At 44.8% G+C, this 26988-nt stretch carries 23 protein-coding genes; 19 read left to right on the top strand and 4 right to left on the bottom strand.

Features of this window, described 5'->3' with window-relative positions; genetic code table 11:
• Nucleotides 1-682: 682 nt before the first annotated feature.
• From grxC to JGK22_RS29790, 8 genes are all read left to right on the top strand, one after another.
• The gene (grxC, locus tag JGK22_RS29825; RefSeq protein ID WP_293185839.1) at nucleotides 683-943 is read left to right on the top strand and encodes a glutaredoxin 3; all 261 of its coding nucleotides are present in this window, start codon (nucleotides 683-685) and stop codon (nucleotides 941-943) included.
• A gap of 67 nt (nucleotides 944-1010) precedes the next feature.
• Nucleotides 1011-1985 (top strand): glutathione synthase, encoded by a 975-nt coding sequence (gshB, locus tag JGK22_RS29820; RefSeq protein WP_293185840.1) that lies wholly within the window; start codon nucleotides 1011-1013, stop codon nucleotides 1983-1985.
• A 433-nt stretch (nucleotides 1986-2418) separates the two neighbouring features.
• A complete protein-coding gene (locus JGK22_RS29815; RefSeq protein WP_293185842.1) occupies nucleotides 2419-3537 on the top strand; it encodes a Gfo/Idh/MocA family oxidoreductase in 1119 nt (372 codons plus the stop codon).
• Nucleotides 3538-3777: 240 nt separating this feature from the next.
• The gene (locus JGK22_RS29810; protein ID WP_293185844.1) at nucleotides 3778-5616 is read left to right on the top strand and encodes a CHAT domain-containing protein; all 1839 of its coding nucleotides are present in this window, start codon (nucleotides 3778-3780) and stop codon (nucleotides 5614-5616) included.
• A 160-nt stretch (nucleotides 5617-5776) separates the two neighbouring features.
• Complete coding sequence (locus tag JGK22_RS29805; RefSeq protein ID WP_293147937.1) at nucleotides 5777-6358, top strand: hypothetical protein; 582 nt, start codon at nucleotides 5777-5779, stop codon at nucleotides 6356-6358.
• Nucleotides 6359-7364: 1006 nt separating this feature from the next.
• On the top strand, nucleotides 7365-8600 hold the full coding sequence (locus JGK22_RS29800) for a transposase (RefSeq protein ID WP_293214023.1): 1236 nt from the start codon (nucleotides 7365-7367) through the stop codon (nucleotides 8598-8600).
• A gap of 57 nt (nucleotides 8601-8657) precedes the next feature.
• The gene (locus tag JGK22_RS29795; RefSeq protein WP_293185848.1) at nucleotides 8658-11162 is read left to right on the top strand and encodes a cellulose synthase catalytic subunit; all 2505 of its coding nucleotides are present in this window, start codon (nucleotides 8658-8660) and stop codon (nucleotides 11160-11162) included.
• Nucleotides 11163-11403: 241 nt separating this feature from the next.
• The gene (locus JGK22_RS29790; RefSeq protein ID WP_293185849.1) at nucleotides 11404-11748 is read left to right on the top strand and encodes a hypothetical protein; all 345 of its coding nucleotides are present in this window, start codon (nucleotides 11404-11406) and stop codon (nucleotides 11746-11748) included.
• 73 nt (nucleotides 11749-11821) lie between these two features.
• Here JGK22_RS29790 and JGK22_RS29785 read toward each other — a convergent pair whose 3' ends face one another.
• Complete coding sequence (locus JGK22_RS29785; RefSeq protein ID WP_293198645.1) at nucleotides 11822-13252, bottom strand: ABC transporter substrate-binding protein; 1431 nt, start codon at nucleotides 13250-13252, stop codon at nucleotides 11822-11824.
• A gap of 917 nt (nucleotides 13253-14169) precedes the next feature.
• Between JGK22_RS29785 and JGK22_RS29780 the strand changes: the two genes are divergently transcribed.
• The 6 genes from JGK22_RS29780 (at nucleotide 14170) to JGK22_RS29755 (ending at nucleotide 17955) form a co-directional block, all read left to right on the top strand.
• Entirely contained in the window at nucleotides 14170-15084 is a 915-nt protein-coding gene (locus tag JGK22_RS29780) for a heme A synthase (protein ID WP_293193298.1), read from the top strand.
• Between the two features lie 312 nt (nucleotides 15085-15396).
• The gene (locus JGK22_RS29775) at nucleotides 15397-16374 is read left to right on the top strand and encodes a heme o synthase (RefSeq protein WP_293185855.1); all 978 of its coding nucleotides are present in this window, start codon (nucleotides 15397-15399) and stop codon (nucleotides 16372-16374) included.
• A 179-nt stretch (nucleotides 16375-16553) separates the two neighbouring features.
• A complete protein-coding gene (locus JGK22_RS29770) occupies nucleotides 16554-17123 on the top strand; it encodes a Uma2 family endonuclease (RefSeq protein WP_293208077.1) in 570 nt (189 codons plus the stop codon).
• 87 nt (nucleotides 17124-17210) lie between these two features.
• The gene (locus JGK22_RS29765) at nucleotides 17211-17435 is read left to right on the top strand and encodes a hypothetical protein (RefSeq protein WP_293185859.1); all 225 of its coding nucleotides are present in this window, start codon (nucleotides 17211-17213) and stop codon (nucleotides 17433-17435) included.
• Between the two features lie 63 nt (nucleotides 17436-17498).
• A complete protein-coding gene (locus tag JGK22_RS29760) occupies nucleotides 17499-17765 on the top strand; it encodes a DUF4258 domain-containing protein (RefSeq protein ID WP_265235442.1) in 267 nt (88 codons plus the stop codon).
• On the top strand, nucleotides 17755-17955 hold the full coding sequence (locus JGK22_RS29755; RefSeq protein WP_293185861.1) for a DUF2283 domain-containing protein: 201 nt from the start codon (nucleotides 17755-17757) through the stop codon (nucleotides 17953-17955). Before JGK22_RS29760 ends, JGK22_RS29755 begins: the two co-directional genes overlap by 11 nt.
• Before the next feature lie 49 nt (nucleotides 17956-18004).
• Here JGK22_RS29755 and JGK22_RS29750 read toward each other — a convergent pair whose 3' ends face one another.
• Both JGK22_RS29750 and JGK22_RS29745 read right to left on the bottom strand, forming a co-directional pair.
• Nucleotides 18005-18373, bottom strand: coding sequence for a DUF5615 family PIN-like protein (locus JGK22_RS29750; protein WP_293185863.1), 369 nt, complete (start codon nucleotides 18371-18373; stop codon nucleotides 18005-18007).
• Nucleotides 18370-18672: a DUF433 domain-containing protein gene (locus JGK22_RS29745; RefSeq protein ID WP_293208074.1), complete on the bottom strand. Its 303-nt coding sequence runs from the start codon at nucleotides 18670-18672 to the stop codon at nucleotides 18370-18372. The genes JGK22_RS29750 and JGK22_RS29745 overlap by 4 nt, the downstream gene beginning before the upstream one ends.
• A gap of 126 nt (nucleotides 18673-18798) precedes the next feature.
• Between JGK22_RS29745 and JGK22_RS29740 the strand changes: the two genes are divergently transcribed.
• From JGK22_RS29740 to JGK22_RS29720, 5 genes are all read left to right on the top strand, one after another.
• On the top strand, nucleotides 18799-18987 hold the full coding sequence (locus JGK22_RS29740; protein WP_293314345.1) for a DUF433 domain-containing protein: 189 nt from the start codon (nucleotides 18799-18801) through the stop codon (nucleotides 18985-18987).
• A 101-nt stretch (nucleotides 18988-19088) separates the two neighbouring features.
• Nucleotides 19089-19436, top strand: coding sequence for a CU044_2847 family protein (locus JGK22_RS29735; RefSeq protein ID WP_293314343.1), 348 nt, complete (start codon nucleotides 19089-19091; stop codon nucleotides 19434-19436).
• A 3-nt stretch (nucleotides 19437-19439) separates the two neighbouring features.
• Nucleotides 19440-22526: a serine protease gene (locus tag JGK22_RS29730; protein ID WP_293314341.1), complete on the top strand. Its 3087-nt coding sequence runs from the start codon at nucleotides 19440-19442 to the stop codon at nucleotides 22524-22526.
• A gap of 240 nt (nucleotides 22527-22766) precedes the next feature.
• Entirely contained in the window at nucleotides 22767-22973 is a 207-nt protein-coding gene (locus tag JGK22_RS29725) for a hypothetical protein (protein WP_293314339.1), read from the top strand.
• 113 nt (nucleotides 22974-23086) lie between these two features.
• Nucleotides 23087-23710, top strand: coding sequence for a Uma2 family endonuclease (locus JGK22_RS29720; protein WP_293314337.1), 624 nt, complete (start codon nucleotides 23087-23089; stop codon nucleotides 23708-23710).
• Nucleotides 23711-23788: 78 nt separating this feature from the next.
• On the opposite strand, the gene JGK22_RS29715 is transcribed toward JGK22_RS29720, so the two are convergent.
• Nucleotides 23789-26608: a zinc-dependent metalloprotease gene (locus tag JGK22_RS29715; protein ID WP_293314335.1), complete on the bottom strand. Its 2820-nt coding sequence runs from the start codon at nucleotides 26606-26608 to the stop codon at nucleotides 23789-23791.
• Nucleotides 26609-26988 lie beyond the last annotated feature (380 nt).

Below are 26988 nucleotides of genomic sequence, written 5' to 3'. Positions count from 1 at the left end.
AAAAGCAATCCCAAATGCCTTCAGCGATGGGATACGTCGTGGGCGTAGCTCAGCCGAGGCGGGTCAATCCGCTCGAAGTGAAAGCGAAAGGGGAGGGACTTGAAGCCTCCCATGTCATGTAATAGATGACTATACTTTTACCAGCTATAGATAATTACCTTACCAGAAATAATTGGTTGAAAGCCGTAACCCCGATCGGGAGAAATGAAAATCAGACTATTCATTACTCCAATCCTCTTCCTTCTAAGTAGAGGTCGCTCTTAAACTGTCAAGCGGTCAACTGTCAACTGTCCCAGGTCAACTGTTGAAAGCTTGCAGGGTGCACTTGGAGCAGAAGGAAGAAGAGTTTAGCGCTCGAACGCCCTGAAGTCAAAAGCAAGAGATCCCATGGGGAAGTACAACGCGAAAAGTTCGCAACCGTCGGGCGGGGTTGCTATATATAAAAATTAAAATAAGATTAGTTAAGCAATACTTCGGACAGTTTTATATCTAGTCGAGCCTCCGAAACCCTTACTGACTATATGCTGGACTATTTTTTCAATGTTTAAGTTCAGCCCTAAGTTTCAGAAAATGCGTAAAAAATGGCAGGGCTTACTCGCTCTCGGCTTACACGGCCGTTAAAAAACTGTCCGAAGTATTGTTAAGATTACAATAAAAAATATTGTTATTGTGTGAGCGTCCGATGACACCTAAAGTAGAAATTTACACTTGGAGAACCTGCCCGTTTTGCATTCGTGCTAAAGCACTGCTGAAGCAAAAAGGGGTTGAATTTACAGAGTACGCGATCGACGGAGATGGAGCAGCACGCGATCGCATGACCGATCGAGCCAACGGAGGCCGCAGCCTCCCCCAGATATTCATTAACGACCAACACATAGGCGGCTGCGACGAAATGCACGCACTAGATGCTCAAGGCCTACTAGATCCGTTGCTAGCAAAATAAGGCATTTCCCGTTGCATTTTGAATTTGCCTAAATTTTCATTCGACCAATTTTTAATTGTAACTGACCATGAAATTTGCATTCATCATCGATCCGCTCGATCGACTAATTCCAGGACATGATACCAGCGTAGCGCTGATGGAGGCAGCTCAAGAATTGGGTCACGAAGTGTGGGCGACTCAAGCCAACGAATTAAGCATCATCGGCGGCAAAACCTGGGCAATGTTGACTAGAGTAGCCCTCACCCCAGTCAAACAAGTAGAAGGGCGCTGGGAGGCGGCTGAGGCTTGGTATCAGGTGGAACAGCCTGCATTGGGCCCACTCGAAGCAATGGACGCAGTATTTATGCGGACAGACCCCCCAGTCAACGTTCCCTACCTTTACACGACTTATCTTCTAGACGGCATCGATCCCGCTAAAACTTTGGTAGTTAACAGTCCCAAAGGATTGCGAGCGGCTAATGAAAAGATGTATGCTTTGCAATTTGAGGGAGCGATCCCCGAAACAATTGTTTCTCAAAACAAGCAGGTAATTCGCCAATTTGTGGAGAAAAAGGGAGCGGCAGTTCTTAAACCATTGGGAGGCAAAGCTGGCGAGGGGATTTTGTTCTTGGAACCGGGCGATCGCAATCTCAACTCCATGGTTGAAATTAGCACTCAACAAGGCAAAATTCCAGTGATGGTGCAGACTTATCTGCCCGAAGCAAAAGACGGAGATAAACGAATCATCCTCTTGAACGGCAAGCCCATCGGCGCAGTCAATCGCATTCCCACCGGCAATGAATTCCGAGGCAACATGGCTGTCGGTGGCCGAGTCGCAAAAACAGAAATTACCGATCGCGAACATCAAATTTGCGCTCAGTTAGCACCTGTGCTGCAACGAGACGGACTGTACTTTGTCGGCATTGATATCATTGGCGGTTATCTCACCGAAGTTAATGTCACCAGCCCTACAGGAATCAGAGAAATCGATTTGTTTGATGAGGTGAGTTTGGGCAAACAAGTAATTGAATGGACTGTCTCGCAGGTAGGAACTAGACGCTAAAATCTAATAACCCAGAATTACTCATCGGTCAATTATTTTTTTTGAAAAATAACAAAAAAAATCGCCTTTTTTTTAGGGTAAAAAGCTTGACTTTGAGAATTTGAAGAGGTATCATGTAATAATGGGAGTGGTGACAAAATTTAAATTTAAGTCACCACTCCCATTATTAAATAATAATATCCCGATCGTCCCAAAAAATCAATAGGTAATAGCTACTTTTTTAGGACAAATTTTTTAACAAAATCACAAAAAACTCAGTGTATTCAACAATATTGTCAGAAGTTCATATCTGGGCCAGCTTGTCTAGGAGCAGAAAACATTGCACTCCGAAGCTTTCCTATCTTAAAATTATCTGCGTTAATCTGCCTTCAATCTGCGGTTGACTTCTCAATCAAAGACTGAATCCCCAATCCCAATCCCCAATTATTAAATCATGTCAAAAATTGGCGTTGCAGTAGTCGGTACAGGTTTCGGTCAAAAAGTGCACCTGCCCGGATTCGAGACCCACCACCGGACAGAGGTTGTGGCTGTCTATCACCGAAATTTAGACTCATCTCAGGCGATCGCCACCGCCCACAACATCCCCTACGCTTGCAACTCGATCGCAGATATAGTAGCGATCCCAGAAGTAGCGGGCGTCAGCATTTCCACGCCGCCATTTTTGCATTTTGAAATGGCAAAAACAGTCCTAGAAGCAGGCAAACATTTATTATTAGAAAAACCGACAGCCCTGACAGCTAATGAAGCCCGGGAACTTTACCGATTAGCGAATCGCGAATCTCAAACCCAAGCAATTGCCACCATGGACTTTGAGTTTAGGTTCATTCCCGCATGGCAAATGCTAGCAGAATTATTAGCAGCAGGATATGTAGGAGAAAAGCGTTTAATTAAAATTGATTGGTTGGTGCCCGGCCGCGCTGATGCTACTCGCCCTTGGAATTGGTACGCACAAAAAGAGCGAGGCGGCGGAGTTTTGGGCGCGACAGGTTCCCACGTTTTTGATTATATTAGCTGGCTGTTCGGCCCCGTGCAGAGGCTTTCTGGGCAATTGATTACAGGAATTTCGGCGCGGCCCGATCCGAACGATTCGGGAAATTTAAAACCTGTTGATGCCGATGATTCTTGTACGTTGATGTTGGAATTGGCCGGGGGAACGCCTTGTCAAGTTTGTTTGAGTTCGGTTACTTATCAAGGGCGGGGACATTGGGTCGAAATTTACGGCAGTCAGGGTACTTTGGTTTTGGGAAGCGACAATCAGCAGGATTACGTCCACGGATTTCGCTTGTGGGGTTCCCAAGCTGGAGAACCTTTAGCTGAAATTAAGATTCCTCAGAGATTGGAGTTTCCTCAAGTTTATCCAGACGGGAGAATTGCACCGTTTATTCGAGTAGTAGACAGGTGGGTTGAAGCAATTGATGCGGGGAAATCTTTGATACCGTCGCTCAAAGAAGGAGTTTACTCGCAGTTGTTGATGGATTTGACCCAGGAGTCAAATGCTACGGGAACTTGGGTGGATGTACCGAATTTAGATAAATTTTTGGGCGGTAGATAAGATTAAAAATTTACCTGAAAGAATTGGTTTAAAGCCGGAACCCTTGTAGGGAGAAATTAAAAGAAGGCTATTGATTACTCCAATCCTCGGACTTCCAGGTAGAGGTCGCCCTCAAACAGTCAACTGTCAACTGTCAACTGAATGAAAAAGCAATGTCGCCCACTCGATCACACCCCAAACCCGATAAACTACTAATAGAGAAACTCGATCAATCCCTATATCCAGATTCGGTAGTTGTGAATGGCGCGCCCTGAAAGTCCTTGCCTCAGTATAGCGATCGCTCGCCTGAGAACCGCTGGGGCAAACCATTTTGCCACTTGGGTTCTACAAGCTCCCTATCCCAGCGGGTACGTTCACCACGACTGTATGTGGCCGCTGGCCCTGTCCCAATCTTGGAAAGCTTGGCAGGAAATGTTTTCCCCGTCAGGGACAATTCACGAATTGCCCCTAAATCCTGATGGCAGTTTCGTCTCGCCGGAAAACAACCAGAATCTACTGACAGAAACTGAAAAACGAACTGCTCAATCCCTACAAATCCCTCCTATTATCCGCTCTGTGCCGCTCCACCTCAGTCAAGGGGGGTTGGTGGAGAGGGGCGAGCAGAATCCGCTACCGCCACCTCCTAGCTACAGCAGTCGCCTGATGCAGCATTTGGGGATCGATCTTTGGCAGTGGCTGTTTGAAGGGCCGATTCAGGGCAGTCTCCAGGAAAGTAAAGGTATCGCGATCGGGCAAAATCTACCCCTGCGAGTCCGCATAGACTTGCGCGAACCGTATTTGATTGCCCTACCTTGGGAAATTATGCAGCCTCAAGCCGGTCAACCGGCTATTTCTCTGTCGCAGCAACTGCTTTTCAGCCGCACTACCAGCAATGTTGAGCCTTTACCGCCCCTGCGTCCTGCCGATTCCCTCAGCATTTTGCTCGTTTTGGGACAAGCAGAACCTGGCCGCGGTGCTAATTCTGAATTTTCCAGGGGCAATAATCGTCATTTGCAGTTGGAAGCAGAAGCAGTCGCCCTAGCTGGGGTTCTGGAAAATGCTTTTCAAACCGACGACAGCGGTAAATATTTCGACATCAGCGTTCCGACTCGCGTCGATACTCTGATCGAACCTACTCCGGCGGAACTAATTTCTCGGCTGGAAACTCAAGCTTATAACATTCTGTTTTACGCCGGCCACGGGATACCTGGCCCTGACGGTGGCTTACTGTTTTTGGGGCCGGACACGGCGATTAACGGTACTGAATTGGCTCAGGTTTTGGTTCGATGCCGCGTGACGCTGGCGGTGTTTAATGCCTGCTGGGGAGCTCAGCCGGCGGTGGAAAGGCTGCATTCAAATAACGGCCAGCAACAGGCGATCGCCCGCAGCAGTTTGGCTGAGGTGCTGATCCATCACGGGGTGCCGGCGGTGTTGGGGATGCGGGACTCGATCGCCGATCGCGAGGCCCTGAGTTTTATCCAAACTTTTGCCCAAGCTTTGGCAGGACGAATGTCGATCGATCGCGCCGTCGCCGTCGCCAGACAGCAGCTACTGACACTGTACAAGTTCAATCAACCGGCTTGGACGTTGCCCGTACTGTATATGCACCCAGAGTTTGACGGTCAACTGACTGAACCGGTAGATGACCTGAAAACTGAATTGCCTTTGAATTCTTCTACTTGGCTGGGACGTTTGCCGTCTTGTGCTTACTTGCGGGGGCGCGATCGACCAAATGTCAAATCTAGCGAATCTGGCAATCAGGTTTGGCCCATTACTGCTGGTATGGTTCGAGTCGGACGCTGGGAAGAAAACGACGTAGTGATTCGAGAACAGTGGGTTTCTCAAAAACACGCGGAGATTTTCTGTCGCAACAGCATCGGCGATCGCGGGGGCGAACCTAGCTACTTCCTGCGCGATTTTTCCCGCTACGGGACTCTAGTTTTGGGTACAGACGGATGGGTGAGAGTTCACCACCAAGAACTGCTGCTGCAATCGGGTACTCAGCTAAAATTTGGCAGTTCTCAAGGTCAGATTTTTGAGTTCACTATTGAGGTTCCAAAAACTTCGGGCTACAGTGAGACTGATTGCGGAACTAATTAAGGTGCGGGTGTAGCTAATGAAGGCAATCGGCGATCGGGACACCAAAGTTCTCGACGCCCGTGTCTCAAGTCTGAAGTTAAAACAGTTACTCACCACTGGCAACTAGCACTTGGCAGAGTCCACCTTCTGTATTTTACTTGAACTACTTAGGTATTACATCATGGCTACCCAATCTCCTGATTCTCAATATTTTCGCGACTCACAAACTCAGGCGCAGATGGAACTTCTCACCACAATAGTTCAGACTGATGTTGCTTATCCTTGGAATCCCGCACAGCTTGAATCAGAATCTTATTTAACCGATCTAGAGCAAGAATTTGCCCTGTTTGATTCCTTCAGCGACAGCGATATAGCGGAGAAGTCGCAAGTTTTATTCGGACAACTAGAACAAATTTGGCTGGCGACTTCTCTACAAAAGTCTTTGCGCGAAAAATTTGCTCGGGTTCCTCAAGATTTTCTAGCCTGCATCGCTCAAAGCGTCCAAAACGCAACTGTTAAGTATCAATCTTTAGCTGACCAAATGGTTGAGTGCGTGTTAGATATTTTGCCTCAGTGGGCTGAGGAAGATTTGCAGGTGTTGGCGCGTCCTTTGGCTTATGCGATGCGAGAGGCTGATTCGTCCGCAGTGGAAGTGGTGATGGAGACTAGAAGACCTTGGGCCCAATTGTCGGAAATAGAACAGGCGAGAGTTGGTTTGGCTGTCGCCCGCTATGCAATCTCGCAATTAGAAATTTCTGATTAGTTTTTGACGGCTAGTTTTTTAGGCTGCGATCGCGGTAATTTTTTAAATTAATATAAAATCAATCTACCTTTAGTTAGATGTCACATTCGTCTAATTATTAGCCCCTAGGGATTGCTATCTCAAACGATAGCAATCCTATTTGATTTGTAGACATGATATTTTTTGGTTGAAATAACTGCAAAAAGTCGAAGAAGGCTGGCAGTAAACAGGAAAAACCATCAGAAATGGGGCAAAAAATTTGGTTTATAGGGCAATACGGTTTACTTAACACTATTTATGCGCCGGAGATCCCCCTCGCATCCCCCTTAAAAAGGGGAGTAGGGGTTGACTTTGAGAGCATTCTTGTCCCACCCCCTACTCCCCTTTTTTAACGGGGGTTAGGGGCGATCTGTCTTAAGTGAACAGTATTGGTTTATAGGGAGGCACGTTTGTAGTGTGAACTTTAGTCCGCAGAATTTTATGAGCACGTGCATTCCGAAAATCCAACCAGGTTTGTAGTTGTGCGATCGCACACAATCTCAAGAAGCTCTTGCTATACTTTGCCTGGACTGGATATTGCTGAGCTTTTTTAAAGTTATGACAGACTTTGGCAAACAGGGAAAGTGTATAAATTACAATGTCTTGTCGTGTTCGATCTCTATCGGATCTTTAGAAAAATGGTATGAACTATCATCGGAACCTCCGAGAAACCCCGTCGCTTTTAGCGCGGGGAGGGATAGGAGGCGAGTGAGGAGTCTCACCCCAACCGAAACCGACAATCGTTAGGTATCGGTAGGGAGAGGTGAGCGACGAATGAGCAATAAATCTATGCATGGCAAAAATAACTTGTTGTTGGTTAACTTTCGCTATATAATGGTGATATCAGCGAAAGCAATGTTTATGTACTCTACTCAGAAAAACCAACTACGCGACCTTGACAAAGCCGAATTCTTGGCGCTCAGAGAGTTGTGCAGGCTGAGTAAGAACCTCTACAATGTGGGTCTTTACACCGTTCGCCAATACTTTTTTGAAGAACGTAAACACTTGCGCTATGAGTCGGCTGTGCGATCTGTGCAAAGAGAATGAGAACTACCAAGCCCTCAATACAGACATTGCACAGCAAACATTGAAGGTGGTAGATCGAACCTTTAACAGCTTTTTTGGACTGATTAATGCGGTTAAATCTGGCACTTATCAACAGAAGGTAAGACTTCCTCACTACCAGCCCAAAGATGGGTATTTCGTGTTAATAATCCCTCGGATTAAAGTCAAAGATGGAAAGTTTAAAGTACCGATGTCCTATGCTTTTAAAAAGGAATTTGGAGATATAGTAATTAACTTTCCACAACGACTCGACCCCGCTCAGCTCAAAGAGGTTCGGATTCACCCTAAATACGATGCTCGATTCTTCGAGGTTGAGTATATCTCTAAAAGGGCAAATGAACCCTCCGAAAGGATTGCTGGTAGTTCTCTGGCGATCGATCTTGGATTGGACAATCTGGCAACTTGTGTTGACACCAATGGGGCATCCTTTATTGTGGATGGTCGCAAACTTAAATCTATTAACCAGTGGTTCAACAAGGAAAATGCTAGACTGCAATCTATCAAAGATCGACAGAAGATAGAAAAACTGACCGAGCGTCAGGCTCGGCTGTATATCAATCGTAGCAACCAAATCAGGGATTACCTGAATAAAGCTGCAAGACTCATAATCGACCATTGCGTTAATACTAAAATTGAATGCTTGATTGTCGGATTCAACCTTGGGATGAAGCAAGATATCAATCTTGGTCGTCGCACCAATCAAAACTTTGTCCAGATTCCCTTTTATACCCTGAGAAATAAACTTAGAACTCTCTGTGAGCGATATGGGTTGAAATACAAGGAGCAGGAAGAATCTTACACATCTAAATCCAGTTTGTTGGATGGCGATGAGTTGCCCCTCTACAATGCCGATCGGCCAGCTACTTACCAGTTTTCGGGTAAGCGAGTTAAGCGTGGATTGTATCGGAGTAAAGAAGGACATTTGATTAATGCTGACGCACAAGGCGCGGCCAATATCGGACGTAAAAGTAAGCAGAATGGTTTTACCGGACTGTCTAGAGGCTGCGAGAGCCCAGCCGTTACGAATGAAAGTCTACTGAGGCTTGATTTTCTTAAGAATCCCCGTCCGTTTTACGGCGGGGAGTGTCAAAAAATTGTCAGAATGTTAAAAAATGTAAATATCGTCAGTGGGGTGTGTCGGAATTTTCAACGGGATTAAAAAGTGAACAGCAGGAAACCTTGACAGTTGCAGATACGATCGGGAATTGCAAATTTTATGAGAAATTCAAGATGTGACCTTCAAGACTTGAAACGCCGCTTTTTTAGGTGGATTTCGCACGTACAGATGGCAACGCTAGTCGTGTTGGGGGTAGTTGCTTTCGCAGGTGCGATCGCCGCAGCCTGGTTTAGCGGTGAAGGTACAGTCAGCGGTATTTTTGCCACAATCAATACTTGGCAGCAAAACCCGCCTGTGTGGCTGCAAGTACCTGCTGCGAGCAAGATGTATTTGTTAGTGCCGACTTTCGCCCTCGTCTCGGTTGCTTTAGCTACCATTAAAATTTCGCCTCAACCACAGAAATGGTCGCGGGCTGTGGTAGTTGGCATAGTTTTGGCTTTAACCATTCGCTACGTTTTGTGGCGATCGCTAGTTACCCTAAATTTAAGCGATCCCCTCAACGGTATCTTTAGTTTGGGACTGTTTTTCCTAGAAATGCTGATGGTTGTCAGCAGCAGCATTCAAATGTATTTAATGCTGAGTATGAAAGACAGGCATCGAGAAGCCGATCGCATGGCTGTTGCAGTTGCAGAGGGAAACTTTGCCCCGTCCGCAGACATTTTCATCCCAACTTACAACGAACCAATTTTTATTTTGAGGCGCACAGTCATCGGCTGTCAAGCTTTAGATTATCCTAACAAACAAGTATATTTGCTTGACGATACAAAGCGCCCTGAAATCCAATTGCTAGCCAAAGAACTGGGATGCAAGTATATAACTAGACCAGATAACAGTCACGCCAAAGCTGGTAACATCAACCACGCCACAAGCCTAACAAATGGAGAACTCATTGTAGTTTTTGATGCCGACTTCATTCCCACTAAAAACTTTTTAACAAGAACAGTTGGCTTTTTTCAAAATCCAGAAATCGCCCTCGTGCAAACACCGCAAAGCTTTTACAACCACGATCCCATTGCCCGAAATTTAGGTTTAGAAAATGTGCTGGTGCCAGAAGAAGAAGTATTTTACAGGCAAATTGAAATCATCAAAGATAGTGCAGATAGCGTAGTTTGTGCTGGCACGTCTTTTGTAATGAGGCGCAGCGCGCTACAAACAGTGGGAGGCTTTGTCACAAATTCAATCTGCGAAGATTATTTTACCGGAATTCGGTTGTCAGCCACCGGGTATCGTTTAGTTTACTTAGATGAAAAATTGAGTGCTGGTTTGGCGGCTGAAAATATAGAAGCCCATCTAACTCAAAGATTGCGCTGGGCGCGAGGCACCCTTCAGGCATTTTTTATTGATTCCAATCCTTTAACGATTCGCGGTCTCAGATTCGTACAAAGGCTGTGTCACCTGGAAGGATTGCTGCACTGGTTTACCAGTTTAAGCAGGATTGTGTTTCTGTTGATGCCTTTAGCTTATGCGTTTCTTGGGGTACTTCCTTTGCGGACAAATGCGCGGGAATTGGTCTACTTTTTCCTGCCTTACTATTTGGTGCAAGTTACTGTGTTTTCTTGGCTGAACCGCAAATCGCGATCGGCTTTGCTATCAGATGTTTACTCGTTCGTCCAGTGTATTCCTTTGGCGGTGACGGTGGTGAGTGCCATGCTCAATCCCTTTCAGAAAGGGTTTAATGTGACGCCAAAAGGAATTGCGACCGATCGCTTTAGTTTTAACTGGAATTTGGGATGGCCTTTGATTTTATTGTTCGCAGCTACAGCATTCGGTTTGTTCCATAATTTAAACATTCATTTAGTTAAAAATATGGGCAGTTGGCAGGGAATATCAGCAAGTGCTGATTCGTTAAAAGGTGTGAGTGCGGGCTGGATTTGGAGCGCTTACAACCTGCTGATGCTGGGAATTGCGCTGCTAATTTTGGTGGATATTCCTAAGCCGGATATATACGAATGGTTCAATTTGCACAGGGTGGTGCAGTTGAATGTGGGCGGTCAAAGTTTTTGGGGAATAACTACTGTAATTTCAGAAAGTGGCGCTGAAGTTGCTCTGACTGAACGGCCGAGTTTTGCGGTCAAAGGTAAAGGGAGCAAACAGAGTTTTACCGCAGCAGAGATGTTACCCAAATATGCCGCTGAGACAAGTTTATCGCAGGGTAAAATCAGAGCGATAGCTCGCAGCGTAGCAGTCAAAGCGAGGATATCCGTAGCGCCGCCTGTGATGGAGTTGGACACCGAAGCTCGTTTTGGCAACTGTTTGATTGATTGCGACTCGGCGACTCTGGAAATTATGGAAGAGAAATGTTTGATTCCTGTGGCTAAGATTGAGTTGGTTAGCGAGAAATCTCACTTGGAGTCGAATTTTCGGGATGCAGCAGGGTGTAGTGTTGCGGAATTTCCGACTGTGCGAATTGCGTTCGATCGCCTAAACATGAGCCAACACCGCTGTTTGATCGAAATGCTGTACTGTCGCCCCGGCCAGTGGAAGCGCCAGGAAACGCCCGGAGAATGGCATTCGCTGTGGCTGTTGTTGAGAATTGCTTTGAAACCGAGGGCTATTTTTGAGAGAAACAGGCCGGTTAGGGCGATCGCAGTTTCCCAAGTTTAAAACTCATATCAAATCCGGTAGCATGGGAATTAATATTACCATAAATCAGGACACGGCATTGCCGTGTTCCTATTCCGATCAATTGTCTAAAAAAGACATTCAGATATCCTATCTATTATTTTTCCACAGTCAAAATTGATTGACAGAATATAAATGTTTTGATAACATAAATCTAGTTATATTTGTAAAATTTTGCGAACCTATGAAACTCAACTCGTCTTTGTTTTGTAAAGCGGTTTTAGTGACAAATTTACTCCTGGCATCTGTCACTACTTTCGGTATCGTTGCTCAAGCCCAGACAAGTAGCTCCACTAAAAATTATAAAGGTGTATGTAGTTTTTACGGACAAAATCAACGACAGGCACAAACAATCGGCTGCTCAGTCAAGCAGAGTCTCACCCAAATTACAATTACCTGGGAGGATGGATTCATAACTAATGTGGTGTCTTCAGAAGACGGTGTTTGGCAATCAATGCCATCTCGCTCGCTCGCCGGAGTTACATTTTATGCCGGTAGTGGACAAGTCTCTAGAGTTGAAATTTACGAAGGCCCTGGTAAAGGTATTCTTGTTGTCAATCCTCTTTGAAGAAAGACCAAAACAACCCCATTTCTTTTATTATGAAACAGGCTTTCCGGCCTATTCATAAAAGGTAAAGATCTCATAAACCGGATATCGGCACAAATTCATAACCGTAACTGGTGCGATTTCCCGGTTTAACAATTACTAATTGAACTGCTCGATTGCGATCGCCCGAAGGTAAAAAGCGAATCGGCCCCGATGCTCCTGTTGCCGAAAAATCTGACGCAGATAAAGCTTGTTGAATGCCTGTGCGAGTCGGATTGCGCCCTAATCCGACAATTAGCGCGATCGCCGCATCGTAAGCTAAAGCTGTGCGCCAACTGACTTCAGCATTCCAAAGTTGTTTCGAGGTTTGGGGAAAGTTTGACTGCGGATCTGCGAGAATGTGCCAAGGAACTGCTAACACCATATCTGTGGCTCCTGCGCCACCAATTTGCAGTGTTTTAGCACTATAAGCGCCGTCTCCTGCTAGTAATGGCAGCCGTTTGGCGTTGACTTGCACTACTTGCAAAGCTTGGTCGATAGTCGCCGAATTGGACGCTAACATCATGACTTCTGCTCCCTGGGCGATCGCACTTTTAACGCTTTCGGCAGCATTAAAATTCCCCTTAGCAAAGTCAAATTCCGATACGATTTGTCCGCCATCTCCGTAAACAGCAGTAGTAAATTCATCTTTTAAAGATTTGCTGTAACTGCTGGCAGAATTAAAAAATATAGCAACTTTTTGCTTTGGCAATTTTGTCAGCATATAGCGGGAAAGAGCATTCGCCGCAAATCGATCGCTCGGAACTGTCCGAAATATATTGCTGCCAACTCCTGAAAGCTGCACAGAGGTACTTGTCGGAGAAATTGCTACTAATTGATTTTGCTGGTAAATCTTGCTCGCTGCTAGGGTGGTGTCCGAACCAAAATGCCCGATTACTCCTAAAATTTCTGAGTTATTGGCGATCGCACTGGCAATTTGCGAGGCAATCTCTGGGTTGTTGTCGTCGTTAGCAATTAGCACTTTTAAGGGAGTCCCGTTAATGCCGCCCTTTTGGTTGATTTCATTTTGAGCTTGAGCGACTCCCCGCAGAATTTCTTGAGCAGCATTGATATCGGTGCCAATGGGAACCGCTGCGGCAATTGTGTAGGATTTTTGATTGCCGATACGGGCGTTGTTGAGGTAAATTAGTGCTTCGGGATCGTTGCGATTGGTTTGCAGTGAAGCTTGTAAGTCTGAAATAGCCGCGTTGTATTTGCCAGATGCGATCGCCTCTACTGCTGATTCTTTAGTTGTTGTTGCTTTTTCAGAAATTAACAGTTTTTTTCCGGCACTCAGACGCTGCTGAATTTGCTGCTCTGACTGCGATGAATTCCCCGTCGGGGGCTTAGAAAACGTCTGATTTTCGGGTGATAAACCTCCAGGAATGCCGCCGCGGCTTGTCAGCCACCAAATACCTGCACCGGCTAGCCCGATCGTAATTAGGAGTGATAATACCAAAACAGCGGTTTCGTTTTTTTGGGACATGGCTGCACAATTTTAGATTTTAAGTTTTAGATTCAGTCATTAGTGCGAGCGTCCCCGCTCGCGAACGTTATTAGTGCGAGCGTCCCCGCTCGCGAATTAGTGCGAGCGTCCCCGCTCGCGAACGTTATTAGTGCGAGCGTCCCCGCTCGCGAACGTTATTAGTGCGAGCGTCCCCGCTCGCGAACGTTATTAGTCATCAGGAAGAAGGAAGAGGGAAGAGGGAAGAAGGCTATAACGGCTATAACGGTTACGCGATCGGGTAAAAAGAAGGAAGAGGGAAGGAAGAGGGAAGAGGCAGGAGGCAGAAAAACCAATCTAATTATATTTTGACATTTTTTTAATAATCTTAGATAGTCATAGAGGCACGGGTACCGAGCAACGGGGTTTGATGGACGAAAATACAGAGGTTGCAGCCAGCCGAAATAGTAAAAAAACTAAGGTGATGAGGCCTTGTCCGTGCGATCGCCAACGGCTATGATTATTTAACCAGAATCCATCGAAAAATACCAAAAACCAGGCTGAGGGTTTTCTGCTGTATCCACTGTGACTTTCAAAAAGTGTGAGGAGCTAAACACTTTTGAATGCTGGATATCACACTTTTTTATTAACAAGCTATTTCTTAATTATATCTTTATTTTTTAACAAAAACCCGACAGTGCGGGAGTTGTCAACCATCACGGATGGTGCTGAAAGATTAAAGTTTTTTGAAGTTTAGCAAAAATCCTGAAATCTTTTGTAATATAAACAGGAAAGTTGAAAAAAATCTAAAGACAAACTAATTGCATAAAAGTGTCGCTAAGGTAGTAAAGATGACGGTTTCTTAGAGAAAAAGAGTGTTAAGCTCGGCTAAGCTCAGCCCAAGCAAAACCGCAATATTTAATTAAGCTCGATCGATAACAAAGGCTAAGGTAAAGTTCATGGCAAACTCAGTTTTAAAGGGGCCAAACGCAGCAGCAGGAGTGCAGTGGCAGCCAAAAGATATTATCCGCGGCCTAGTGTGGAAAATTGCGATCGCAACCTGGCTGTTAATGGCAGTAGGCAGCGCCACGCGCGTCATGAATGCGGGGCTCGCTTGCCCGGACTGGCCGCTGTGCTACGGTCAATTAATACCCGCAGCGCAAATGAATTTGCAGGTATTTCTGGAGTGGTTTCACCGTTTGGATGCAGCAGCAATTGGCTTAAGCGCGATCGCCCTTTTAGCACTTTCTGTCTTCTACCGCAGCCGCCTGCCGACTTGGCTGCCCCTCGCCAGCGCCGGCGCAGTATTTTTAATAGTTTTTCAAGGCATATTGGGCGGCCTCACCGTGACGCAACTGCTGCGATTTGACATCGTTACCGCTCACTTGGGAACGGCTTTACTGTTTTTTTGCGCCCTGCTAGCGATCGGTTTTATGCTGACTCCTTACGAAGCTACAGGCAATACAGGCAAATTAGCATGGGTAAGTTCGATCGCAGCACTGCTAGTTTATCTCCAAAGTCTGCTAGGAGCATTAGTCGGCTCTAGATGGGCGCTGCATCAATGTTTTGGTTCCTCAGAATTGTGTTCGGTAATGAACAGCCACATCGCCGGCATCGTACCAGCTACCGCAGCAACTTTAGCAGTAGCAGTCATGGCTTGGCGGCAACCAGCACTCCATTCAAACTTGCGAAAATTAGGGAATTTAGCGAGTCTTTGTCTGATTGCTCAATTAGTTTTGGGATTGGCAACTTTCCGGCTGCACCTTCAGGTAGAACCGCTGACAGTCGCCCACCAAGCAGTCGGCGCAGCATTGCTGGGAACCCTGCTAGCTTTTAGTGTTTTGTCGTGGCGCGATCGGGTTTTATCAGCTTGAAAGTCAGATCGTGTCCGGTAGCATCGTTGTTCTATGATGCAAAATCTTGTAGGGGCGGGTTCACCATTATTCTCGATAAAAGCCAACAGTTTCATAAACCCGCCCCGCCCATACAAGCATGAATCAACCGGACATGATAGACAAGGCAGATTTATCTATTCCTTGAGCAACAGGTGCCTGATTTATCCCTCGGTGGGGGCGGGTTTATCAATCTTTTCACCTACAACAAATATCTCTTGTAAACCCGCCCCTTGTATCTACGAAGCAATGACAACTGACAACTAACAAGTAACAACTAACAATTAATAACCGATGCAAGAAGTTCTTACAAACAATAGCCCTCGCCTCCACGAAAACTTTTCGCAAGTGGTGAAAAGTTACTACCAACTTACAAAACCGAGAATTATTTTACTGCTGCTAATCACCACATCAGCCGGAATGTGGATGGCCGCCAAAGGAGAAGTCGATCCGCTATTACTGGTATCAACTATTACCGGAGGCGCTTTAGCTTCCGCGTCGGCGAATACGATTAATTGCGTCTACGACAGCGACATTGACTATATCATGGAGCGCACGCGGTGGCGGCCGATTCCTTCCGGGCGTGTCAAGAAACGGGATGCTTTGATATTTGCGATCGCCCTAGCGACAATCTCCTTTACATTACTGACAGTTGTCGCCAACTTATTAGCCGCCTTGCTAGCAATGTCCGGCATCGTTTTCTACGTCCTAATTTACACTCACTGGCTGAAGCGCCACAGCGTCCAAAACATCGTCATCGGGGGTGCAGCAGGGGCGATTCCCCCGCTAGTTGGGTGGGCTGCGGTGACGGGAGATTTGAGTTGGGGTGCGTGGCTGCTGTTTGGGATTATCTTCCTGTGGACACCGCCGCATTTTTGGGCATTAGCAATGATGATTCGCGACGAATACGAGGGAGTAGGGGTACCGATGTTGCCAGTAATTGAGGGCGACGAAGAGACAGCGCGCCAAATTTGGATTTACACGTTATTGATGCTTCCTGCAACTTTGCTGCTGGTGTATCCGTTGAATTTAGCGGGGCCAGTGTATGCCGGTACTGCGATTTTCCTCGGTGCGATTTTTGCCCAAAAGGCTTGGTTGCTGTTGCAGACTCCAGAAGATAAGAAGGTTGCGCGATCGCTCTTTAAATACTCTATTCTGTATCTGATGCTATTGTGCGCTGGAATCGTAGTTGATAGTTTACCTGCGACTCACAACTTTACTACTGCTGTTGTTCACAATGTGCACACTTTAATTAGTGCCGTGGTGATGTAGTAATAAGTTAAATTGCCATTATTAAAATGAAGCCCGCATCTTGCGGGTTTTGTTTATGGTAAAATAACAGTAGTCATTCTCCCATCTGCGTTCATCAGCGTTTATTTGCTTTGATCTGCGGTAAAAAAAGAACGCTCGAAAATCGCTACAATTAAGCTATTAAATTTGCCTGCAATACTATGATTGCCATCCCCTCTGGATTTAGCCCCGAAGAGTATCTTTCCCTGGAACATGACAATACAGTCCGCCATGAATATCAGCGCGGCTTAGTCTACGCAATGGCGGGAGGTAGCGACGATCATGATGAACTGTCGTTGAATCTAATTGAACTTTTGCGCCAAAAGGTTCGAGATAGTTGTTGCTCTGTGCGATCGGGTAATGTGAAGGTGAATTATGCGGATGAGTTTTTCTATTATCCCGATGCCTTTGTGACGTGCGATCCGCGCGATCGGAGCGATCGCTATGTGAAGCGCTATCCTAAGTTGATTGCTGAGGTGCTGTCTCCTTCGACTAAAAAGTTTGATCGCACTGATAAGTTTGAGGATTATCAACAGTTGGAGTCCTTGGAAGAGTATGTTTTAATCTCGCAGGATGAGATGCGAGTAGAGTGTCGCCGTCGGGTGAAAGACGGGACTGGGGAACGTTGGGAAACGGTGGTTTATGGTGCGGGCGATATCGTGATGTTACAGAGTATTGAGCTTGAAGTTGCGATCGCAGAATTATATCGCGGTGTGAGTTTCGATCGATAAATGAAGTAAACTATAGACAAAGGTTTCAAATTTGAAAGTTTTGAAGAAATATGCTAAATATAAAATTAAAAGTGGAGGAAAGTTTTGATGACTGAGAATGCCGTGAAAGTAGATATCTCATTTCAATCACTGCTGGAAGCTATTTCGTCACTGGGAGTTGCTGAAAGATACAAGATATGGGAATTTTTGGAAGCTGAATTATTCCCGAATGAGGACGATTCTCCCGAAGACATTGCTGAAATTGAAAATGAAAACTTTCCACTACTCACGGAGTTGGGCATTCCGTTGGCAGCAGAGTGCAAGGCGTTATAATTAAAAATGCAAAATGCAAAATTCCAAATGGAAGCTACAGAGGAATCGGGAGTATGAGGAGATATGCAAATTGTTTGGACAAAACACGCCCAGGAACGTCAGCTACAATGGGAAGAGCGATTGAAAATTACCAGGGAAGAGGTTGAGGCGGCCCTAACCAATCCTCAACAGATTATCGTGGAAGATGATGTCTTGGTGGCTCAAATTAAACGAGGCAACGGTCTTCTTAGAGTACCCTTTGTTGAAATTGGCAAAACCAGACGAATCTTAACTCTGTACTGGACAAATCAAGTTAAGCGATATTGGCAGGAGAATACCGATGAAAGTTAAATACGATGCAGAAGCAGACATTCTGATTTTTATCTTCCGTGATGCGTTTCCAGCCAATGCTATCTCTGAACCTGGAGGCGTGATTGTCAGTTATGACGAAAATGATGAACCAGTTAGCATCGAATTTCTCAATGCCTCCAAACGTCAACTGTTGAATCCTCAAGAGCTCATGCTAACGATCGCAACTTAGTTGATGCACTTTGTCGAGGTGGCACAGCAATATTGTCAGCTTTCTTGATTTAGCTATTTTTCAAGTATTTACCCAAAAACTCTAACTGGTTCACCATTTCCTCTGCTGTCTTATTAGCAGTTAGTTCCATAATGGCTCTGACTTGCTCACCAACAGAATAGTCTTGCGATATCAGCGCAATGCCAGCATGAGATTCCTCTCCGATCAGAAACTCAGTATGTAACTGACAGAAGTCTCCAATATTGTGACTGTACAGCACTCTGTTTTGAGTGGTAGCTAGCCGAAGTTGTTCTTCGTCGATTAATCCTTCTGTTTGAGTTTCATTGACGGTGGTTACATCAACTTGACGCGATCGTAATGCCCGTAGAAGAGACTGATCTTGGGAATCTTCATCTAGGTAAATCTTAATTTCACTCATGCTTCTTTACCAAAGTTGGTGTACAAAGCTTCTAGACGCTTGGCTTCTGCTGCTTGATGGCTCAAATCAGTTTCAATTTCTGCGGTGTTGGCATGATAGTAGGTGAGTGCGGCGTAGACTTCGGCGAGGGTGAGATGAGAAATGCGATCGCAAATCTCTTCAGCATTCAATCCTCGCTTGTACCAGGTGACAATCCGGCGAACGGTAACGCCTTTACCGAGGATGTGAGGACATCCACCGTGCAATCCGGGAGTGCGTGCAATGAGCGTACCAATGTCAATAGATACTGCTGTGGTCATAAACTATCGAAGTTTGAAGGGACTAATCTCTATTACAGCATAGCGATCGCAGAATTATATCGCGGTGTGAGTTTGGGGCGATAAATGAAGTAAGCTAGAGACAAAGGTTTCAAACAATTTTAACCAATGCCAGCATCCGTTGCTTATCTGTTTGACAGAATCACGGTGAACCCAAGACAATGTGGCGGTCGTCCCTGCATCCGGGGAATGCGGATTCGAGTCATCTGTCTCAAGGAAATTCTGACAGCAGCATTACCCAATGCGATCAAGCTTTTACGTTCTGGGGAAAGTGTTGTCGAGATTACAGGTAACTAGAGATTGACTTTTGGAAACCCTAAATGTATAGTTAGGAAATGTGCATTTATATTTAAGTCAAAATAAATAAAAGCTAGAAACTCTAAACCTCTTCCAAAATTATGTCATTCAGTGATCCTACTCCCATTCGCCCAGAACAGACAGTCCAAATTCCGGTTTTATTACCCAATGGAGCAACCGCCAAAATAGAAATTGCTCGGATTGGTGGTAGACAAGATGTTGGTTTTAGTGTCAAGCCACTGATAGAGATCAGTGAGGCAATCGAAGGCATTGTACAAGCGGTAGCGATTCCTATCCAAAAGGTAAAGCCCCAAAAGGCAACGATTAAGTTTGGGATAGAGCTTGCAATGGAATCCGGACAGTTGGCGGCTGTGATTGTAAAGGGTTCTGGAAAAGCAAATTTGGAAATCACATTGGAGTGGGAACAGCCACCCACAGCTAAGAGCTAAGCGATGGATAAATCTCTAGAACAGTTATTGCAGCAGTGTACTGTAAAGCTCTCTGTGGCAAACATTTATGGATGGGGAACAGGCTTTTTTGTTGCTCCGGGGCTGATTTTGACCTGTAATCATGTGGTGTCTGGGAATGCGAACCAAGCAGCAGAGATTGGAACACAAGTACAAGTGCGTTGGCAAGAACAAGTAACTTTTGCTGAGGCAGAAGTTGTAAAGAGTTTTCCAAACCCCTATGACCTAGCATTGCTAAAATTTAATCATCCTAAAAAGGGTAAATTACCTTGTGTTCGTTTGAGTCATAACTTCGCCTCCAGTGACCGTTTATATTTATTCGGTTACCCCCATCCCGAAAAAGACCATCCGGACGGTTGTCCAGTAACTGTCAATTGTGAAGGAATCACTGGAGAAAAGCATATTAAGTTGAAACTGGGGCAAATCCAACCTGGAATGAGTGGTTCAGCATTGCTGAATCAGGAAACAGGAATGGTTTGTGGAATTGTTAAGTTTACTCTTGATTGGAGTATGCCTCTTGGTGGTGGTGCAGTTCAGGCAGTTGAAATTCTTCGCCTCTTTCCTGAACTGAAAGACCTTCAGCGGCAATTTCATCAGAATGATAAGCAGTGGAAGACGTTTGCGAGGAAGTCCGCGACAAGGGGGATGTACAAGCTTCCTGAACGATCAATAAACGAAGAAATTCTCTTGCTGAAGACGAGTGAAGAAGTTGTTCAGAGGCTTGGCAGGAGTCTTTATGATTCGGTTTGGATTGACTTGGGTATGCAATTGCAGCCGGATAAGGTCGATTGTCCTTTTGATGCCGAGATTATTATTGGACCTAAGCCTTCTCAGCCTCTTCAATCTGGAACTTCAATCGTTGATGTTTTTGATCGTTCGGAAATTGCAGGAAAGCTTCTGATTTTGGGCGATGCAGGATCGGGAAAGACAACTGAGTTGTCAAAACTGGCGGAGACTTTGCTTGATCGGGCTGAGGAAAATATCAATAATCCCATTCCTGTTTTTTTCAGCCTTGCATCATGGCAATGGAATGAGTCTATCCATAATTGGATGGTTCGCGAGTTTGTCCCACGTGGAGTTCCTAAGCAAGTTAGTAAAGATCTACTCAAGGCAGGTCGGGTATTACCTTTACTGGATGGCTTAGATGAGTTAGAGGTTACGAAACAAGAAGCTTGTGTAAACGCCATTAATCGATTTATCGGAAATTATGAACATCAATATTTGGTTGTGTGCTGTAGGAAGGAAGCATATGAAAATCTTGATGCTAAGTTACAGTTGAATGGAGCAATCAGTTTGCAAAGTCTGAGCGATCAACAAATTGAGGTTTATCTAACTGAGGTTGGGCATGAGGAGCTTTGGGAAAAGCTGAAGGAAAGCAGTAAGCTTCTAGATCTTGTTCGGACTCCTTTTCTGCTTAGTATTTATGTGATAGCAGCGCAGGAAATATCGTTTAAGGAGTGGCAGAAAATAGAGACGGAAAAGGAACGGTTGCGGTATTTGCTAGATGCTTACATCATTAGAATGTCGAAACGAGCTGAGAGAAAACCTATATGGTTTCATAAAAAAAAAGAGCATGAGCAGAACTTTATAGAAAAATGGATTGCTTCTATCGATCGGCATAATTATATAGACGAATGGCTAATTATTATCGAAGAATGGCTGAATTTTCTCGACAAAAAGTTTTACAGAGAGCGTAGAAAAAAGATGCTAAAAAGCTATTTGATCTATCTGGCTAAACAACTTATGAGAGATTCAAAAACAGAGTTTCTTGTCGAGAATATGCAGCCATCATGGCTATTGAATAAAAAAGCCAGGTTGATGTATAGCATAATCATTTCAATGATTTTATTGATATCAATTAATCTGTTATTTGAATGTAATCAGCAAATACATGAAAATATTAAGCCAACTTTCAATTTTGGTGTCTTTACAATGATACTCATGCAGATGGTTCCAGTGAAACCTAATTATATCATGACGGGTTATGTTGTATTTAACTGCATATATTCAACACCTTTACTTCTTAAGTGGTTTGGAATTACACCTGATCCATTTTTACTATGGTTAGATATATCAAATATATGGAGAGGTGAATGGCTCAACATTATTTCAAGCTTTTTGAGTTTTTTAGAAATGCTTCCCTATTTAGCTTTCTTCGCTGTCATCTATGCAGTTTCATCATTTTTTTTATTGCCTTTTATTAATTTAGTTACATTTGCTATTGGCATTCCTGTTAAAATATCTGAAGTTTCTAATACTACTAATGATAATGAGGTAAAAGATGAGCATGAACATGAACTGATTGAAGTTATTGAAGATATTGAGTGGATTACATTTTTTCCAATATGTTTAGCTGCTATTATTTTATTTCCAATTGTATTTTTGGCTTTGTTATTAATCATTAGTTTGCTCCTAGGTATCACTTTTGGAATCATGGGGACTGTCATAATTCCGTTGTTACTACTAATATTTGGAAAAGGTTTTGACTATTCGACCTATCCTGATTCTTTCCGAATGGTCTGGACGGAGGCAGCACCAAAAATTTCTGCTTCTGTGTTATCTTCTATTTTTCCATATGTGTTGCCATCAGGAATTTTTTCTGGTTTGATATATTCTTCAATTATTGGGTTCTTTTCCAAAAAAACCATTAGAAAAATTACTTTTCCTAATCAGGGCGTTAGACAGTCATTCTTCGGGTGTATAGTCGCATTTTTAGTATCTTTTATATTTTGTGCAGCAATAATCGCCATATATTTCCATACTTCAAGTAATAATCTTCTTCAAGATGTTGGCAAGAGCTTTATCAACTCGGTTTTCCCTCCTCACTGGTTTGCTACTTTGTTAGGACTATGTTTGGGTTTGCGTTTTGGTGGTAAAACTTGCATTCAGCACTTCTCGCTACGTCTAGTTTTATGGGGGAGTAAATTAATTCCCTGGAACTATGCCCAATTCCTAGGTTATTCTACTGAGCGTCGCTTTCTTCAGCAAGCTGGTGGACGTTATTGGTTCATTCATCGATTTTTGCAAGAACACTTTGCTGAAATGCCATTGAATAAAAATGTGACGCGATAGTGAGTCAGCTCGGGTGCATCTCAGTTTTGCAGAAATACCAAGCTCGGCGTCTGAAACCCTTATTATCTCGTATAAATTTGCCAAAGTGAGATGCACCCGTCAGCTCTCAAAAGATAGCCTTTTTTCCCCCTAAAAAAATAGAGCAACTGCTAAGGCTTAAATCCGATCGCCCACACCAGTCTTGTTATCATTAAAATCAATGGTTGCCAAAGAGAGCTTAGACACTAATAGGTGAATGCCATGCAAGCTAAACTTCAAGAACAACTTTCTCCTGCTGATGCTGAAGTTATTTTGGGACGTTTGCCAGAACGAATTAAAGCGGCTCTAATTGCGCGTGCTGCGGAAATTGAATATCCGATCGCAGCGACGATCGAAATGGCGATCGCCAGTTTTCTCGATACAGAAGCATTAGGTTTTGTAGATTGCAAACCAGGACGCGGACAGTAACACCGAGAAGAGGTGTCAAAGTTTACGGTATACTTCGTTAACGCACCCTACAAGAGCCACGTTAAGCTAAAAACAGACAACAGAGAGCCAACCTACCCAAAAGGTGAATATCAATGGTTGCGATCGCCCAAAAAACCCTTTCCTTCGAGGAATTCCTCAACTGGGATGACAAATCCGGCAGATCATTCGAGCTAGTCAATGGAGTTGCCCTGCCCCTGAGCGAACCCACAGCCAAACATGAGGATGTCGTCGATGGTTTATGTCGTCTCTTGGTGGATCATTGCCAATCCTTGAACCTTCCCTACATTCCTCGACAAAGTAAACAAGTCAGATTGAACGCTGCCCCGGGCGAAAGTGAATCGAGTCGTAAAGCTGACATTCTGGTGTTTGCCAAGGAAGAATGGGTCAGAATGCGTCAAAGTTCTGCCTCTGCTGCGGCTTATATTCCACCTCCCTTGGCGATCGAAGTTGTTAGTACGAATTGGCGGGATGATTACCGCATCAAATTGAATGAGTATGAAACTTTAGGAATCCTGGAGTATTGGATTGTTGATTATGCAGGGTTGGGAGGCGTTCAGTATATTGGCTCTCCAAAACAGTCTACGGTGACTATCAACCGCTTAATTGATGGTGAATATCAGGCGCTGCGATATCAAGGAGAAGCCACTATTGTTTCTCCAACTTTTCCTCAATTGGTATTAACGATCGCTCAAATCATTGCAATGACAGAAGTTTAGCATTTGCAAATTATTTGTAGGATACTTTGTATTGCCAAAAAAATACTAATATCCGAACCCGGTTTCTGGACACCCATATTAATTTGACTGAATCTGTGCGTTCAAAACCTTAGAAATTCGATCGCGCGTTTCCTCCAAATGAGCCCGCGTATAAGCATCCGCACTCCGATCCAAATTCCGAATACTCTTGCTCAAACCCTCCCGCAACTGCCGCAACTCGTACCACGCCAGAGTCCGCGCATCCTCAGGTGTACTGGTTTTTCGCAGCACCATTCCGATTAAAATCGCCAAATGTTCTCGCTGCAACGATCGCCTAAAAGTCGAAATTTGCATCTTCTTGGACGGCTGCAAAACCTCTTTCCAAATATCGTTTTGCAAAGTATCGAACAATTCTGGTAATTTCAAAGCGCTTTCCGAGGCTGATTTTAACTCCGCATCCCGCAGTCTCGCCAGCCGCACTGGAGATAGCAACACTCGCAGCACAAATCGCTGCATAAAAGTAATTCGATCGCCGATCGGGTAATCTAGAGGAAACACCAAAGCCGGACTTCCCCAGTGCTCCCAGCGCGCAGGCGCTAATTTATTTAGCAAATCCGGCGCAAAACTAAACGCATCGCTTGCAAATACGTACTTGTCCAGTGTAGCCAAAGCTTCTCGTTGTTGTGAAAGCTCGATCGGCACAAACGGCAATTTTCCCTTCGCATCTCCCGGGCGAATCCGACTAAACGACTGTCCGCCGACGTACAAAGTAGCATTCATCACCTGCTGAAAATAATACCCGAACACCGAATCAAACATCACCCGCAGTTCGTTATAACCGTCTTCCCCAACCGGAATTCGCTTTTCTAAACGCTTCCACATTGCCTTAGCATTATCCAATTGCCATTGCGAGTACCTCAGCATATTGTTACTGAGATCGAAGGCATTTGCAGCGGGATCGAGATTGTCAACAGTATCCTCATCCGGCGCATAAGCTAATTGCGGTTCCCCCGCGCGACTGGCAATTTGTTGCAGCGCTGGTAAGTCGCTGTTGGGGTTGGCGCCACCAAGAACTTTGTAACCGTACTCGATCGCCCAATCGTCATAAGGCCCTACAATCGTCGGATAATAATCGCCCTGTACAGTTCCCTGCGGTGCCAAATTAATCGGCAGGTAATCCATCACCGACGCCACCATACCTTGGGCGCGAGCTACCTGAGTATTGTTCAAATCCTCCGGTTGCAGCATTGTACTGCCGTGAAAATTGTGCCTCAAACCAAGAGTGTGACCGACTTCGTGTGCAGTCAAATTTCGGATATAATCATTAACATAATTCTCCAGCACCGGACTGCTAGGCGCTGCATTGTCCAGCAGAGACATCGACATTGCTCCGATCGCAAATTGCCGGCTCGATTCCAACCCAAAACACATATCCGAACTCAGCATCAACCGCGATAAGGGCGATCGCTTTTGTTCTTGATATCTTTCCACCAAAGTGGGCAAATCATCAACAATTCCACCCGGAGAATTCTCCCCGCTGCTTTTGCCTAAATCTGCATTTTCGAGCATCGGCAAATAGCGAGAATACATCCCGAACTGACAGGGATTGGTATTAGAGCCGTTTCGGCCTTGAAAACTCTTTGCTAGCGATCGATTTTGTTCTACCAAAGACCGATATCCCTGTTTGATTAGCCGGACAATATTAGCATCCAACAAAATATCAGCATCCAAGATTTCCCCGGTTAGCGGGTTAGTGCGAGACGGCCCGAGTCCGGCAAAATCTGACTCAAAAGAACTCGACCACCTAATAGTATTGTAGCGGACATCAGCCGGATCCCATTTAGCATTGTCCGGCATTTGTTTGACCTGAATTGCCTCTGTAAAACCTGCTTTTTCAAAAGATTTGTTCCACTCCAAAATGCCATCGCGAATTGCATTGCGGTATTCTAGAGGGACATTATTTTCAATCCAAAAGACGATCGGCTGCACCGGAGGCGACATCGGCGCCGTCGGGATTTGCTTTTGCAAATGCCAGCGATTGATGTAGCGCACAAAAGGCTCCCGACTGCTCTTGTCAGAAAAGTCTTTATATGCTGTCAGAAAATAGCCGACTCGCTCGTCTGCAAGTCTGGGGCGGTAGCCGTTATTGAGAGGCACTTCCGAGAAACTGTAGTGAATGCGGAGGTTAAAAGCCCGACTGTCAGGAATCGAAGGTAAATAGTTAACTGCACTGTCATTATCGCTGGAAAAACCGTAAATAGAAGCAATTTCTACATTCAGCGGAAACGCTTTCACATCTTTAAAATAAGATTTGTCTTCATCGATCGAGTAAGCAGCACCCAAAATCGCCGGCAAAATCGCTTTAACCCCCGGTAAGTCGCGCTTTTCGCTCATCAGCAAATCGCCTAAGTCTATCAGCAGAGTTTGCCTTTGCGGATGAAGGCTTTTGAGTGGTAAAGAATAGAGAATCGACTCGCTAAATGCCCTTTCCACCGAACCCGCTTGCGGGTCGCCCGGACGAGTGCGAAAATAGATATTCGGTATGACAAACTCGACGTTATTTTGGACTCGCCGCAGTTGAAACAAGAAATCGCCGATCGGCAATCCGCTCAAAATTCCCCCTTCCCCTAAACCTGATGCCAATGTGACGAAACACAGAAACTTTTTATCCAGTTGCTGCGGTTTAATTTCTAGATAAACTTTATTAGTTGCCAGATTGCGGTAAAGGGTAAACAGTCCTTCAAACTTTTGCGCGTCTTTGACAACTTGCTCGAAGGGTTGCAAAGGTTGTTGTTCGCTGCTGGGCGGCGGAGTTGATAAAGCAAAAGGTAAAAATAAACCTTTATACAAACTAAACAGGAAAAATGCTAGAGATAATATAAAAAATATTACAGGCAGATTTTTGCGGGGATTTTTCATCAGTTTGTTTCTGCTAACTTCCGAAAAAAATAATCTTTTCATGTTCAGTGTCCAGTTGCAGGAAAGAAGTGTTTTGAGATAGTCGCATCCCAGGATTAACGATTGAAATAACAATCATTAATATTGCTGAACCCGCCTTTACAATAAGATTTAAATCCTTTAAATTCTAACAACAGCTAGCGATAGTTTTATCCTTGACGAGGGTGGTGACTAGAAACCGGGTTTCTCTGAGATTTTTGCGTTTAGTAATGAGAAACATTCGTAGAAACCCGGTTTCTGAGATCTGCCGTGGGGGCTAGAAACCGGGTTTCTACGAGATTTTACGACGAGTCACGAGAAATCTTCGTAGAAACCCGGTTTCTGAAATCTGCCGTGGGGGC

Origin of the sequence: Microcoleus sp. PH2017_08_TRC_O_A (assembly GCF_020738665.1) — a bacterium.
Lineage (GTDB): Bacteria > Cyanobacteriota > Cyanobacteriia > Cyanobacteriales > Microcoleaceae > Microcoleus.
Note: the sequence above shows the minus strand (reverse complement) of the source record. Positions and strands in the feature narration are given on the sequence as shown.

What these genes read in the sequence shown, in the direction of transcription:
- JGK22_RS29780 (WP_293193298.1), top strand. Translation starts at nt 14,170, where the DNA reads ATGGCAAACTCAGTTTTAAAGGGGCCAAACGCAGCAGCAGGAGTGCAG.
- JGK22_RS29815 (WP_293185842.1), top strand. Translation starts at nt 2,419, where the DNA reads ATGTCAAAAATTGGCGTTGCAGTAGTCGGTACAGGTTTCGGTCAAAAA.
- JGK22_RS29775 (WP_293185855.1), top strand. Translation starts at nt 15,397, where the DNA reads ATGCAAGAAGTTCTTACAAACAATAGCCCTCGCCTCCACGAAAACTTT.
- JGK22_RS29720 (WP_293314337.1), top strand. Translation starts at nt 23,087, where the DNA reads ATGGTTGCGATCGCCCAAAAAACCCTTTCCTTCGAGGAATTCCTCAAC.
- JGK22_RS29805 (WP_293147937.1), top strand. Translation starts at nt 5,777, where the DNA reads ATGGCTACCCAATCTCCTGATTCTCAATATTTTCGCGACTCACAAACT.
- JGK22_RS29810 (WP_293185844.1), top strand. Translation starts at nt 3,778, where the DNA reads ATGGCGCGCCCTGAAAGTCCTTGCCTCAGTATAGCGATCGCTCGCCTG.
- JGK22_RS29765 (WP_293185859.1), top strand. Translation starts at nt 17,211, where the DNA reads ATGACTGAGAATGCCGTGAAAGTAGATATCTCATTTCAATCACTGCTG.
- JGK22_RS29725 (WP_293314339.1), top strand. Translation starts at nt 22,767, where the DNA reads ATGCAAGCTAAACTTCAAGAACAACTTTCTCCTGCTGATGCTGAAGTT.
- JGK22_RS29795 (WP_293185848.1), top strand. Translation starts at nt 8,658, where the DNA reads ATGAGAAATTCAAGATGTGACCTTCAAGACTTGAAACGCCGCTTTTTT.
- JGK22_RS29770 (WP_293208077.1), top strand. Translation starts at nt 16,554, where the DNA reads ATGATTGCCATCCCCTCTGGATTTAGCCCCGAAGAGTATCTTTCCCTG.
- JGK22_RS29760 (WP_265235442.1), top strand. Translation starts at nt 17,499, where the DNA reads ATGCAAATTGTTTGGACAAAACACGCCCAGGAACGTCAGCTACAATGG.
- gshB (WP_293185840.1), top strand. Translation starts at nt 1,011, where the DNA reads ATGAAATTTGCATTCATCATCGATCCGCTCGATCGACTAATTCCAGGA.
- JGK22_RS29740 (WP_293314345.1), top strand. Translation starts at nt 18,799, where the DNA reads ATGCCAGCATCCGTTGCTTATCTGTTTGACAGAATCACGGTGAACCCA.
- JGK22_RS29745 (WP_293208074.1), bottom strand. Translation starts at nt 18,672, where the DNA reads ATGACCACAGCAGTATCTATTGACATTGGTACGCTCATTGCACGCACT.
- JGK22_RS29735 (WP_293314343.1), top strand. Translation starts at nt 19,089, where the DNA reads ATGTCATTCAGTGATCCTACTCCCATTCGCCCAGAACAGACAGTCCAA.
- JGK22_RS29730 (WP_293314341.1), top strand. Translation starts at nt 19,440, where the DNA reads ATGGATAAATCTCTAGAACAGTTATTGCAGCAGTGTACTGTAAAGCTC.
- JGK22_RS29750 (WP_293185863.1), bottom strand. Translation starts at nt 18,373, where the DNA reads ATGAGTGAAATTAAGATTTACCTAGATGAAGATTCCCAAGATCAGTCT.
- JGK22_RS29755 (WP_293185861.1), top strand. Translation starts at nt 17,755, where the DNA reads ATGAAAGTTAAATACGATGCAGAAGCAGACATTCTGATTTTTATCTTC.
- JGK22_RS29715 (WP_293314335.1), bottom strand. Translation starts at nt 26,608, where the DNA reads ATGAAAAATCCCCGCAAAAATCTGCCTGTAATATTTTTTATATTATCT.
- JGK22_RS29785 (WP_293198645.1), bottom strand. Translation starts at nt 13,252, where the DNA reads ATGTCCCAAAAAAACGAAACCGCTGTTTTGGTATTATCACTCCTAATT.
- grxC (WP_293185839.1), top strand. Translation starts at nt 683, where the DNA reads ATGACACCTAAAGTAGAAATTTACACTTGGAGAACCTGCCCGTTTTGC.